This is a genomic window from Novosphingobium sp. (assembly GCF_040398825.1).
In the GTDB taxonomy this organism is placed as follows: domain Bacteria; phylum Pseudomonadota; class Alphaproteobacteria; order Sphingomonadales; family Sphingomonadaceae; genus Novosphingobium.
In genome coordinates, this window is the sequence record NZ_JBBATI010000010.1 from 90,269 (window position 1) to 102,608 (window position 12,340).

9 protein-coding genes are annotated in these 12,340 nt (G+C 65.9%); 6 read left to right on the forward strand and 3 right to left on the reverse strand.

From position 1 onward, the window contains the following. Window positions 1-3: 3 nt before the first annotated feature. Entirely contained in the window at window positions 4-1,008 is a 1,005-nt protein-coding gene (locus tag ABWP89_RS07460; RefSeq protein ID WP_353228306.1) for a Rieske 2Fe-2S domain-containing protein, read from the reverse strand. Window positions 1,009-1,253: 245 nt separating this feature from the next. Here ABWP89_RS07460 and ABWP89_RS07465 point away from each other — a divergent pair, with 245 nt between their 5' ends. The 5 genes from ABWP89_RS07465 to chrA all read left to right on the forward strand — a co-directional run bounded on the left by ABWP89_RS07465 (window position 1,254) and on the right by chrA (window position 9,136). After that, window positions 1,254-2,249 carry a hypothetical protein gene (locus tag ABWP89_RS07465; protein ID WP_353228307.1) on the forward strand — a complete coding sequence of 332 codons (996 nt, stop codon included), beginning with the start codon at window positions 1,254-1,256 and terminating at the stop codon, window positions 2,247-2,249. Between the two features lie 152 nt (window positions 2,250-2,401). Further along, window positions 2,402-3,757, forward strand: a complete 1,356-nt coding sequence (locus tag ABWP89_RS07470) for an alpha-amylase family glycosyl hydrolase (protein WP_353228309.1) — start codon at window positions 2,402-2,404, stop codon at window positions 3,755-3,757. A 106-nt stretch (window positions 3,758-3,863) separates the two neighbouring features. Then, window positions 3,864-5,816, forward strand: coding sequence for an oxidoreductase (locus tag ABWP89_RS07475; protein WP_353228310.1), 1,953 nt, complete (start codon window positions 3,864-3,866; stop codon window positions 5,814-5,816). 47 nt (window positions 5,817-5,863) lie between these two features. After that, window positions 5,864-7,648 carry an aromatic amino acid ammonia-lyase gene (locus tag ABWP89_RS07480; protein WP_353228312.1) on the forward strand — a complete coding sequence of 595 codons (1,785 nt, stop codon included), beginning with the start codon at window positions 5,864-5,866 and terminating at the stop codon, window positions 7,646-7,648. A 168-nt stretch (window positions 7,649-7,816) separates the two neighbouring features. Then, window positions 7,817-9,136 carry a chromate efflux transporter gene (chrA, locus tag ABWP89_RS07485; protein WP_353228313.1) on the forward strand — a complete coding sequence of 440 codons (1,320 nt, stop codon included), beginning with the start codon at window positions 7,817-7,819 and terminating at the stop codon, window positions 9,134-9,136. 38 nt (window positions 9,137-9,174) lie between these two features. On the opposite strand, the gene sucD is transcribed toward chrA, so the two are convergent. Continuing rightward, window positions 9,175-10,059 carry a succinate--CoA ligase subunit alpha gene (gene sucD / locus ABWP89_RS07490; protein ID WP_353228314.1) on the reverse strand — a complete coding sequence of 295 codons (885 nt, stop codon included), beginning with the start codon at window positions 10,057-10,059 and terminating at the stop codon, window positions 9,175-9,177. 3 nt (window positions 10,060-10,062) lie between these two features. After that, window positions 10,063-11,262 carry an ADP-forming succinate--CoA ligase subunit beta gene (sucC, locus tag ABWP89_RS07495; protein ID WP_353228315.1) on the reverse strand — a complete coding sequence of 400 codons (1,200 nt, stop codon included), beginning with the start codon at window positions 11,260-11,262 and terminating at the stop codon, window positions 10,063-10,065. A 225-nt stretch (window positions 11,263-11,487) separates the two neighbouring features. Here sucC and ABWP89_RS07500 point away from each other — a divergent pair, with 225 nt between their 5' ends. After that, the gene (locus ABWP89_RS07500) at window positions 11,488-12,264 is read left to right on the forward strand and encodes a 3'(2'),5'-bisphosphate nucleotidase CysQ (protein WP_353228316.1); all 777 of its coding nucleotides are present in this window, start codon (window positions 11,488-11,490) and stop codon (window positions 12,262-12,264) included. Window positions 12,265-12,340: the final 76 nt, after the last annotated feature.

Genomic DNA, 12,340 nt, shown 5'->3' on the forward strand with positions numbered 1-12,340 from the left:
CGTTCAATCCCCCGCGGTGGCACTGGCCGCATGCGCGGGGTCAGGGACCGGGGCAAGGTTCGGGATACCCTGATCGCCAAGCGCCATGATCCGGTTCAGCCAGATCCTGCGAAAGGCCAGCGTGGGCGCATCGCTGGCGACCGAGCGTTCTTCGGCCGGCGGGGGCACTTGCGACGGTCGCGCGCTTTCGACGATTGCCTGGTCCTCTGCGGCGATGCGGGCATTGCTGCGCGCAAACAGCGGATCGAACAGGCGCGCCCTGAAGAAATTGCGCACCGTATAAATGGTCAGCCGCGTGGTCCCGGCCTCGGCCGGGGTGCACACCGCCAGCAGGCGCATGATCCGCCCGCCCGGATCGATCGCCAGTTCCATCATGTTGGGAAAATAATAACGCAGCACCGCGCGCGGGGGTTCATCCCCGCGCACCGCGGTGACTTGCGCGCCAAAATCGGTGTCATCCCACACCATGGTCATTTTTTCCGCGGTGCGGCCGCGCAGCGACCGGCCGATGGTGCGCGCATGGACAAACGGCAGGTGCGGGGTGTCGAGCATGTTTTCCATCACCCGCGTCCAATGCGCCGCCCACACAAAGCTTTGCGCCATCACCCGCACATCGTCGCGCCCCAGCACATCGGGCAACTGTGGCGCGCCGACCGGGTTTTGCCCGGTAAACAGCCAGATCAGCCCGCCCGCCTCCCGCAGCGGCAGCCCGGTGGCCGACAGCGTGTGCAGCCGCGCATCGGGGTTCCACGGCACGTGCCGGCAGTGCCCCGCCCCGTCAAAGCGCCAGCCATGAAACGGGCAGACGATCTGCCCGCCATCGACCCGGCCCAGCGACAGCGCCACCCCGCGATGCGGGCACCGGTCCACCAGGGCGCGCACCTGGCCATCAGCGTCGCGGAACAGCACCACCCGTTCGCCCGCCACCACATGCGGCACCGGCCGCCCGGCGGGCACATCGCGCACCAGCCCCAGCGGCACCCACACGTTTGCAAAATGGGGAAACATCGGATGGTTCATCGCGCTGGAATAGCACGTCGCGCGCAGATGCCCATGGGCTGCAAAATGCCCGTGCCCACCACACAATGGCCGTCACCCCCTGGCCATCACACTGCCGGGCCGGCGGTATATTCCGAACCTGTTGAACCCATCACGCGGTGCTATGCGGGCAGCACCGCCGCAGCGCGTTCCCGTCCGGGGGCGCCTGTTGCGACAATTGATCCTGGGGGGCCAAAGCTCAGGAGCAAGCCCACGTGATCATGCAAACATTCTGCCGCCAGATCGCCTCTGTCGCGGCCATCGCGCTGGCGACATCAGCGATGCCGACCATGGGCGCAGTGCCCTGCGTATCGTCACCGCAGGCGGTCATCGCCCAGGGCGCCGGCCCGCCACCACGGCTGCGCCACGAAGTGCAAACGGCGATGCCGGCCTATGGCTATGCCTGGACGCCGGGCTATTGGGCGTGGAATTCCACCGGTTATGACTATTACTGGGTATCGGGTGCGTGGGCGCGGCCGCCCCGCATCGGCGTGCTGTGGACCCCGCCATGGTGGGGCTGGGTTGGCGGCGTCTATGCCTTTACCCCCGGGTACTGGGGCGAAGATGTCGGATTTTACGGTGGGGTCCGCTATGGTTATGGCTATGGCGGTTATGGCTATGACGGCGGATACTGGAACGGGCGCACGTTCTATTACAACCGGTCGGCCAACAATTTCGGCGGCCTGCATGTCAACGCGATCTACGACCGCCGACAGTATATGGGTCGCGGCTATGACGGCGTGAGTTACAACGGTGGCCCGGGCGGGGTGCGTGCCTATGCCTCCACCAACGAGCTGGCCGCCGCACGCCATGCCCGCGGGTTCGGGCCGGCAAACCCGTCGAACCGCGGGTACAACGCCATGTCCGATCCCGCCAGCCACGCAGGCCCGGGCAAAGGCCACGCTGCGGCTATCGTCGGCGGGGTCGCCGCTGGCGCGATCGCCGGGCATTACGCAACCCGCGCAGCCCGTCATGGCTATGCCGGGCGGACAGGCCACGGCGGCAATGCGGGCCATCGTGTCAGCTATGGCGGACATGCCTATACCACCCACGGCAACGGTTTCCACGGCGGCGGCGGATACCGTGGCGGTGGCGGCGGCCAACCCCATGGCGGCGGCGGTGGCGGACACGGCGGCGGCGGTGGCCAGCCCCATGGCGGCGGCGGTGGTGGCGGTGGTGGCCAGCCCCATGGCGGCGGCGGGCATAACTGACACCGCATGGCGCTCGATCAAATACGGCGCCACACAGCGTTGCGGCCGCCGGTTGTGCAATCCGCACATCCGGCGGTCGGCATACGAATACCAAAAGACCCCCGTCGCGCCATGATCTAGGTTGCGCCAGCGGCAACGGTGGGGTGTGACGGATGATCCGGATTGGGCGGCGGATAGGCGTGGGCTTTATGGGCCTGCTGACCATCGTGATGGCGCAGCCGGCGCAGGCCACGCTACCGCCAACGGACGGCGTGACCGCTGTCCACCACCCGGCATGGTCCACCCATGCGACCATCTATGAAGTGAACGTGCGGCAGTACACGCCACAGGGCACGTTCCGCGCGTTTGAACGGCACCTGCCGCGCCTGCGCCGGATGGGGGTCGATATCCTGTGGATCATGCCGATCAACCCGATCAGCCACCTGCAACGCAAAGGCACGCTGGGCAGCCCTTACGCGGTCAGCGACTATCTGGCGGTCAATCCGGAATTCGGCACGCTGGACGATTTCCGCCACCTGGTCGCGACCGCGCACCGACTGGGGTTCAGGGTGATCCTGGATTGGGTCGCCAACCACACCGGGTGGGACAATGTGTGGGTTACCCGCCACCCGGATTGGTATTTGCGCAATGCCGCGGGCGATCTGGAAGGATACCATTACACCGACCTGTCCGACCATCATCAGGAAGTCTGGGCCGATGTAATCGGGCTGGATTACCGCCGGGCAGACGTGCGCGCGGGCATGATCGCGGCCATGCAATACTGGCTGAAAGCCGCCGACATCGATGGTTTTCGCTGTGATGTGGCGTGGACATTGCCGGTCGATTTCTGGGACCAGGCCCGCGCCGAACTCGACAAAGTGAAACCGGTGTTCCTGCTGGCAGAGGCCGATACGCCCGAAATGCAGACGCGTGCGTTTGACATGACCTATGACTGGGCATTGTATCACCTGATGATCAAAATCGCGCGCGGGCAGGCCAATGCACGCGACCTGGCCGCGCTCTATACCGCGCCGCCGCGCCGCTATCCCGCCGGGGCAATGCGCATGACGTTTACCAGCGACCACGATGAAAATGCGTGGAACGGCACGGATCAGGAGCTGTATGGCCCGGCGGCCGATGCGATGGCGGTGCTGGCCGCCACGCTGCCGGGCATGCCGCTGGTCTATTCCGGGCAGGAAGACGCGAATGCCAAACGGCTGAAATTCTTTGACCGCGATCCGATCGCGTGGGGCAAATTCCCGCGCGCATCCTTCTACCGCCGCCTGCTGGCGCTGAAACACGCGCACCCCGCGCTGACCAACACGATGGCGCCAGGCAACCTGCGCCTGATTACCACCGACAATGCCCATGTCTTTGCCTTTACCCGCGATCTGGGTCGCGACCATGTTCGTGTGGTGGTCAACCTGTCGGCGGAATCGACCCGCTTCATCTGGCCCGATGGCAAAGCCCGACTGCTGACCGGATGGGGCTGGGCGATTGTGCCTTGGCCACCAACCTTGCCGCGCTGAACCGGTTGGCAGGTTGGCGTGCAGCATGACTTGCTGATAGGAGGTGCCGGCCGCAATCGCCCGGTGGAGGGCGGATTGCCGGCGTTTGCATGATACCGGGGCCGACATGACCGTTTTGACCACGCTGTTTTCACCGATCACCATCCGCAATCTGACCATTCGCAACCGCATCCTGTCGACCGGGCACGATACCACGCTGCCGACCGCGTTTGTGCCCAATGACGCATTGGTGGAATACCACCGCGCGCGGGCGGCCGGCGGCGCCGGGCTGATCGTGATGCAGGTGGCCGGCGTGCACGAAACCGCGCGCTATACCTCGCATCTGCTGATGGCGACATCGGACGCGTGCATCCCGGGCTATGCCCGTGTGGCCGAGGCGGTGCATGGCCATGGCTGCGCGCTGTTCGGGCAATTGTTTCACCCCGGGCGCGAAATCATGGAGAGCCAGGATGGTACGCTGCCAGTCGCCTATGCGCCATCGGCGGTGCCGAATGAACGGTTCCATGTCACCCCGCGCCCAATGTCGGCGGCGATGATTGCCGAAGTGATCGCGGGCTATGCCGATGCCGCGCAGCGGCTGGAACGCGCCGGGCTGGACGGGGTGGAGGTGGTGGCCAGCCACGGCTACCTGCCCGCGCAGTTCCTGAACCCCCGCGTCAATCTGCGCAGCGATGGGTATGGCGGTGATGATACCGCACGGCGGCGCTTCCTGGACGAGGTGCTGACCGCGATCCGCGCAAAGGTCGGCCCGGACTTCGTCGTCGGCCTGCGCATCAGCGGTGATGAACGCGATGATGAAGGGCTGAACGCGGACGAGGTCATGGCCGCGCTGGTCGCGTTTGATGGCCGGTTTGATTATTACAACGTGACCGCCGGCACCTCTGCCGGGATCGGCAGCGCGATCAACATCGCCCCGCCGATGGCCATCGCCAACGGGTATCTGGCGCCGTTGTCCGCATCGATCCGGGCGCGCGTGACCACCCCGGTGTTTGTCGCCGGACGCATCAACCAGCCGCAGGATGCCGAACGCATTCTGGCCAGCGGCGCCGCCGACATGGTGGGCATGACCCGCGCGCTGATCTGTGACCCCCGGATGCCGGCCAAGGCCCGCGACGGCCGGCTGGACGATATCCGCGCCTGCATCGCCTGCAACCAGGCCTGCATCGGCCATTTCCACATGGGCTATCCCATATCGTGCATCCAGCACCCCGAAACCGGGCGCGAACTGACCTATGGCACGCTGACACCCGCCGCATTGCCGCGCCGCATCCTGATCGCCGGCGGCGGCCCCGCCGGCATGAAGGCCGCCGCCGTCGCGGCCGCACGCGGGCACCAGGTGATCCTGTGTGAGGCGGGCCGGCAATTGGGCGGGCAGGCGCTGCTGGCGCAAATGCTGCCGGGGCGCGCCGAATTTGGCGGCATCGTCACCAATCTGGCGCGCGAAATGGCGCTGGCCGGGGTGGACGTGCGGCTGAACACGCGCGTTACCCCTGCGCTGATCGAGACAATCGCGCCCGCTGCGGTGGTGGTGGCCACCGGGGCAACCCCGCGCCACGCCATGATCGAAGGCGCCGACACCGGCCAGGTTGTCAACCCCTGGCAAGTGCTGCGCAATGAAGTCAACGTCGGCGCATCGGTGCTGATCGCCGACTGGAGCCTGGACTGGATCGGCATGGGCATTGCCGAAAGGCTGGCGCGCGCGGGCTGCCGCGTGCGGCTGGCGGTCGATGGTTATATGGCCGGGCAGCGCATCCACCAATATGTGCGCGACCAGTGGATGGGCACGTTGCACGAACTGGGCGTCGAGGTCATCCCCTATGCCCGGCTGTTCGGGATCGACGGGCAGACGGTCTATTGCCAGCACGCCAGCAGCGGTGCGGCCATGGTGTTCGATGATGTCGATACGCTGATCACCAGCCTCGGCCACGCCAGCGTGGCGACGCTGGAGGATGACCTGAGCATGATGGGCCTGGAAACCCACGTGATCGGTGATGCGCTGACCCCGCGCACCGCCGAAGAGGCGGTGTTTGAAGGGTTGAAGGCCGGGGTGGCTTTATAACGCAAACCCGGCAATCCTTGCCGCTCGGCTGGCGAAGGGGTGACGGTATGCGCGCGATTCGGATCATGGCCCTGGCGTGTTCATCGCTGCTGGCCACGCCCGTCGTGGCCCAGGCGCCGGCGGCCGACGCGTTCATCGCCTGCGCGCACGATGCCGCCGCGCAGACCGTTTCGCTCAGCGGCCATGATCTGACCATCGAACAGCTGGTGCTGATCGCACGGCACGGCGCCGCCATTGCGCTGACGCCCGCCGCACGCCAACGTTCGGCCGACGCCTATGGCCTGCTGCTGGAGGCGGCGGCCGAGGGCTTGAGCGTGTACTGGTTCAACCGCGGGTCGGGATCACAGCGCGAAACCACGATCTTTTCCGGCGATCCGACCTCGGCCGCCAACATGCCGGGCATCAAGGCGCGCCAGCTGGCCAATTTTGCGCGCGGGGAGACCGGGTCCTATGGGCCAGAGGTCGATCACGAAGATGCCATCCGCGCGATGATGGCGATCCGCGCCAATGCCATGTCGTATGAAGCGGCCAGCCCGGCGCTGACGCAGATGCTGATCGATATGGTCAACCACGATGTGATCCCGGTGGTGCACGCCCAGGGGTCATTGGGCGAAGGCGATCTGGCGCTGATGGGGGATATCGGCCGCGCAATGGTCGGCAAGGGCGACGTGCATTATCGCGGGGTACGCATGCCGGCGGCACAGGCGTTGCAGGCGGCCGGGCTGCAGCCGCTGGAACCGTTTGGCGCCGATGACGCCGCGCTGGTCAGCACCAATGCCTGGTTCACCGCCAATGCCGCGCTGCTGGTGGCGGATTCGCGCAATCTGCTGGAATGGACCGACCTGGCCACCGCCATGGCGCTGCTGGGCATGAATTCCAGCGTGACGCCGCTGTCGGCGCCGGTGCAGGCCAACCGGCCCTATCCCTGGCTGAACTGGGATGCGGCACGCGTGCTCGACATGGTGCGCGGCAGTTATCTGCTGGAGGCTGATCCCAAACGGATCATCCAGGACCCCGAAAGCCTGCGCGCATCGACGCAACGTGTGGGATCAGCCTGGGCGGCCTGGGCCGCGATGCGCGACAGCGTGATGATCGCGATGAATTCGTCCGATCACAACCCGGCAGTGCGCCCCGGCGTCCAGCCCGGCGACAGCTGGGAACTGGCCACGCCGCAATTGATGCAATTTCATGTGCAGGGCGGCGCGCTGAGCCATGGGCAGGGCGGCTATATCCTGTCCGACGCCAATTGGGACCCCTATCCCCTGTCCAACCAGGTGGAAGGGTTTACCATCGCGCTGGCCAACATGGGCGTGGTGCTGGCACAGCGGATCGAACGCTTTACCAATCCGTTTTTCACCGTGGTGCGGCCGGGCGACGTGATGACCCCGGCACAGGCCGCCGCGCTGCCCTATGCGGGCGGTTATCTGCCATCGGACCTGTGGATCGAACTGAGCGGGCTGATCAACCCGGTCAGCCCGCAGGGCCAGCCGATCGTGAACACGGTCGAAGACTTGCAGGCCGAAACCCGGCTGAAAGTCGCGCGCGCGCGCCAGGCGGTCGATCTGACCACGCATCTGCTGGCGCAGGACATCGTGACATCGACCAACTGGATCGAAGTGCGCAAGGTGCAGAACCCGGCGCGCAATTTCGGCGCGGCACCCACCGCAGCGCTCGCCGCGGTGCGCGTTGCTGTCCCGCTGAAACCCGGCACCGGGCCCGGCGCGGCGGGCATGGCGGTCTATGGCCTGATCACGACCACGCCGGTCACACGCTTTTACCCTGGCGGCCCGGTCGCCCCGGCGGCAGCGCCGGTGCCGGTGGCGCAGCGGTAATCCGGCGCGCGGGGCCTATGCCCGTTACGCCAAACGGGTTGCTCTCTACGCGCACCTGACTTAGGCTGAGGACTATCGGGATCAAGCAACCTCCCGGTCAGGCGTCAGCCCAAGCGTTGCCTTTCACATGTCGGTGTTTGCGCCGACGGAAAGGTATTTGTGTCGACCTTGGCCACTTCCCCCGTGCAAACCCCTGCCCCGCACCCCAACTTTGCCGAACTCGTGCGGGTGTCGGCGCGGATCGGGTGCCTCAGCTTTGGCGGGCCGGCGGGGCAGATTGCGCTGATGCACCGCGAACTGGTCGAACAGCGCGGCTGGATCAGCGAAGACCAGTATCTGCATGCGCTGAATTTCTGCCATCTGCTGCCCGGGCCAGAGGCGCAGCAGCTGGCGATCTGGATCGGGTGGAAGCTGCACGGCGTGCGCGGCGGGCTGTGCGCAGGGCTGTTGTTCGTGATTCCGGGTGCCATGGTCATCCTGGCGCTGTCGATGCTGTATGGTTTTGCCGCGCATCTGGGCTGGTTCGTCGCGCTGTTCCTGGGGATCAAGGCGGCGGTGCTGGCGATTGTCGTACAGGCGGTGCTGCGGCTGGCCGGGCGCGCGCTGAACACCGGGTTCAAACGGGCGGCAGCGGCGGCGGCGTTTGTCGCGCTGTTCGTGTTCAACCTGCCGTTTCCGCTGGTGGTGATCGGTGCGGGCGCAATCGGCTGGGTGGTCGCGCGCACACGTCCGGGCCTGCTGGCACTGGGTACGCCAGCGCCGGCGCCGCTGCCCACGCGGCTACCCTGGCGCCAGACGGTGTGGGCGGTGGTGATCGGGGGTGCGCTGTGGGCGGCGCCGATGGTGGTGGTGTTCATCGCGCTGGGGCCGCATCATGTGCTGTGGCAGATCGGCGTGTTTTTTGCCAAACTGGCGGTGGTCACGTTTGGCGGGGCCTATGCGGTGCTGGCCTATATGGCGCAGCAGGCGGTGGGCGCGCAGCACTGGCTGACCGCGCCGGAAATGGCCGACGGGCTGGGGTTGGCCGAAACCACCCCCGGGCCGCTGATCATGGTCACGCAGTTTGTGGGCTATCTGGCGGCGTTTCGCGCACCGGCGCCGTTCACACCATTGGTGGCCGGGCTGCTGGGCGCCGCGCTGACCACATGGATGACGTTCGCGCCGTGCTTTCTGTGGGTGTTTGCGCTGGCGCCGTGGATCGAACGGCTGGAACAGGCGCGCCTGCTGAAAGGGGCGCTGACGCTGGTGACCGCGGCGATTGTCGGGGTGATCGCCAATCTGGGGGCTTGGTTCGCGCTCCACCTGCTGTTCCGCGCGGTGCACCCGTGGGGGTTCGGCTTCAGCCTTCCGGTGTGGGCCAGTTTCGATTGGCGCGCCGCGGTGATCGTGGCGCTGTCAGCCTGGCTGATCATCGGCCGCAAATGGTCGGTGATCCGCGTGCTGGCGATCGCCGCCGGCACCGGTTTGCTCCTGGCGCAAATCGGGTAACGGGGGGGCGGGACAATGCCCCGCCCCATCCCGTAAAATCAGCCCTTCAGCACGTCAGCCAGCGTTTCGCCCAGCAGGCTGGGTGACGGGCTGACGCGGATGCCGGCGGATTCCATCGCGGCGATCTTGCTTTCGGCATCGCCCTTGCCGCCCGACACGATCGCGCCGGCATGGCCCATGCGCCGGCCCGGAGGGGCCGAACGACCGGCGATGAAGCCGGCCATCGGCTTTTTGCGGCCGCGTTTGGCTTCATCGATCAGGAACTGTGCGGCCTGTTCTTCGGCATCGCCGCCGATTTCGCCGATCATGATGATCGATTTGGTGGCGTCATCGGCCAGAAACAGTTCCAGCACGTCGATAAAGTTGGTGCCGTTGACCGGGTCACCGCCGATGCCGACCGCGGTGGTCTGGCCAAGGCCAATGTTCGACGTCTGAAACACCGCTTCATAGGTCAGCGTGCCCGAACGCGACACCACGCCGACGCTGCCCTGTTTGAAAATGCTGCCGGGCATGATGCCGATCTTGCATTCGTTGGGGGTCAGCACGCCGGGACAGTTGGGGCCGATCAGGCGCGATTTCGATCCGATCAGCGCGCGCTTCACGCGCACCATGTCGAGCACCGGGATGCCCTCGGTAATGCACACGATCAATTCCATGCCGGCATCGATCGCTTCCAGAATGGCGTCGGCCGCACCCGGAGGCGGCACGTAGATGCACGACGCGGTCGCGCCGGTCGTCGCCCGCGCTTCGGCCACGGTATCAAACTGCGGCAGGCCGATGTGGCTGGTGCCGCCCTTGCCCGGGGTAACGCCGGCCACCATCTGCGTGCCATAGTCGAGCGCCGCCTGGGTGTGGAACGCGCCGGTCTTGCCGGTCATCCCCTGGGTGATGATCTTGGTGTGCTGGTTGACGAGGATCGACATGGTTCAGGAAACCTTCCGGACTTCGGCCACGATCTTTTGCGCGGCATCGCCAAGGTCGTTGGCGGGAATGATGGGCAGACCCGAATTGGCAAGGATATCCTTGCCCTGTTGCACATTGGTACCTTCGAGACGGACAACGAGCGGAACCTGCAGGTTCACTTCGCGTGCGGCGGCAACGATACCATCGGCGATGATGTCGCATTTCATGATCCCGCCAAAAATGTTGACGAGAATGCCCTTTACCGCGGGATCACCCAGAATGATCTTGAACGCTGCGGTGACCTTTTCGGTGGTGGCGCCGCCGCCCACGTCAAGGAAATTGGCCGGAAATTCGCCATTCAGCTTGATGATGTCCATCGTCGCCATGGCCAGGCCCGCACCATTGACCATGCAGCCGATGTTGCCGTCGAGCTTGATGTAGGCAAGGTCGTATTTCGACGCTTCGATTTCGGCGGGGTCTTCTTCGCTTTCATCGCGCAGCGCGACCACGTCGGGGTGGCGATAGAGCGCATTCGAATCAAAGCTCATCTTGGCATCGAGCACCAGCAGCTTGCCATCGGCGGATTCGACCAGCGGGTTGATTTCCAGCATGTCGGAATCGAGCGCGACAAACGCCTCGTACAACTGCTTTGACACGATCTGCGCCTGCCTGTTCAGATCGCCCTTCAGCTTCAATGCAAAGGCGACCGCGCGGCCGTGGTGCGGCTGAAACCCGGTGGCCGGATCGATCACGATCGTCGAAATCTTTTCCGGCGTGTTGTGCGCGACGTCCTCGATATCCATCCCGCCTTCGGTCGAAACGATCAGCGCAACGCGCCCGGTGCCGCGATCAACCACCAGCGAAAGGTAATATTCCCTGGCGATGTCGACACCGTCGGTCACGTACAGCCGGTTGACCTGCTTGCCCGCGTCGCCGGTCTGGATGGTGACCAGCGTGTTGCCCAGCATTTCGCTGGCATGCAGCGCCACGTCGTCCAGCGATTTGGCCAGGCGCACGCCGCCCTTGGCATCGGCAGGCAGTTCCTTGAACTTGCCCTTGCCGCGCCCGCCGGCGTGGATCTGCGATTTCACCACGTACAGCGGCCCGGGCAACTGCTTTGCCGCGGCAACCGCTTCGTCAACCGTCAATGCGGCAATGCCTGCCGGAATGCTGACGCCATATTTGGCGAGCAATTCCTTGGCCTGATATTCATGGACGTTCATGCGCAGTTCCCCGCTGTGACCGAATGGGAGGATGGCCCGATGCAAGGCGCCGAACCAGTGGAGTCCTGCCGCCTTAAGCACACGGCCACGGCATTGAAAAGGGGCGTTATGCCGCAGTGCAAAACTGGAGGATCAAAGGCTCCGCATACGAATGAGTAAATCGCGCGGCGAGGGAGCAAAAACCGCGACTTGCTTTGGCTGGCGGCATGCCGCATCGCCGTCGCGATGATCGATTATGCCCGTCTTGAAGCGATCGTGCGCACCGCCGGGGCGATGGCGCTGGCGCATTGGCCGGGGCATGGCCACACGCCGCAAGTGTGGCACAAATCGCACGACAACCCGGTCAGCGAGGCCGATCTGGCGGTCGATGCCTATTTGAAACACGAACTGGGCGCGCTGCTGCCCAGCGCCGGGTGGCTGTCCGAAGAAACCGCCGACCATCCCGACCGGCTGGACCGGTCGCTGTGCTGGGTGGTCGATCCGGTCGATGGCACGCGCGATTTTGTCGCCTCGCGCAGCGGATGGTGCGTGTCGGTGGCGCTGGTCAGCGCCGGGCGCGCGCTGATCGGCGTGCTGGATGCGCCCGCGCGCGGCGAATTCTGGATCGCCACCGCCGGGCGCGGCGCCACCCGCAATGGCCTCCCGCTGATCGCCAGCGCCCGCGACGCCCTGCCCGGTGCGCGCGTGCCGGCCGATATGCTGCCCCGCGTCGATGCCGACCTGACCCTGGTCGACAAACCCAATTCGATCGCGCTGCGCATCGCCATGGTCGCCAGTGATGAGGCCGATCTGCTGGCGACGCTGCGCTGGGGCTATGAATGGGACATCGCCGCCGCCTGCCTGATCGCGCGGGAAGCAGGCGCGGCAGTCAGCGATGCGTTTGGCAAGCCGTTCGATTTCAACAAGCGCGATCCGCGCGCGTTCGGCCTGCTGGTGACCGCACCCGCAATCCACGCGGCCGCAGTGGCGCGGCTGGCCGAACGCGCGGCGCGCCTCGGTTAGAGTTGGTCGGACCCCTGCGAGCCCCTCCCCCCTCAGGGGCTAGCAGATTCACACATTGCGTTGGGCTCCGAGGAGG

Bases quoted from the DNA above. Each gene is read 5' to 3' on its own strand.
- ABWP89_RS07460 (WP_353228306.1), bottom strand. From the start codon at position 1,008: ATGTTTCCCCATTTTGCAAACGTGTGGGTGCCGCTGGGGCTGGTGCGC.
- sucC (WP_353228315.1), bottom strand. From the start codon at position 11,262: ATGAACGTCCATGAATATCAGGCCAAGGAATTGCTCGCCAAATATGGC.
- ABWP89_RS07480 (WP_353228312.1), top strand. From the start codon at position 5,864: ATGCGCGCGATTCGGATCATGGCCCTGGCGTGTTCATCGCTGCTGGCC.
- sucD (WP_353228314.1), bottom strand. From the start codon at position 10,059: ATGTCGATCCTCGTCAACCAGCACACCAAGATCATCACCCAGGGGATG.
- ABWP89_RS07500 (WP_353228316.1), top strand. From the start codon at position 11,488: ATGATCGATTATGCCCGTCTTGAAGCGATCGTGCGCACCGCCGGGGCG.
- ABWP89_RS07475 (WP_353228310.1), top strand. From the start codon at position 3,864: ATGACCGTTTTGACCACGCTGTTTTCACCGATCACCATCCGCAATCTG.
- ABWP89_RS07470 (WP_353228309.1), top strand. From the start codon at position 2,402: ATGATCCGGATTGGGCGGCGGATAGGCGTGGGCTTTATGGGCCTGCTG.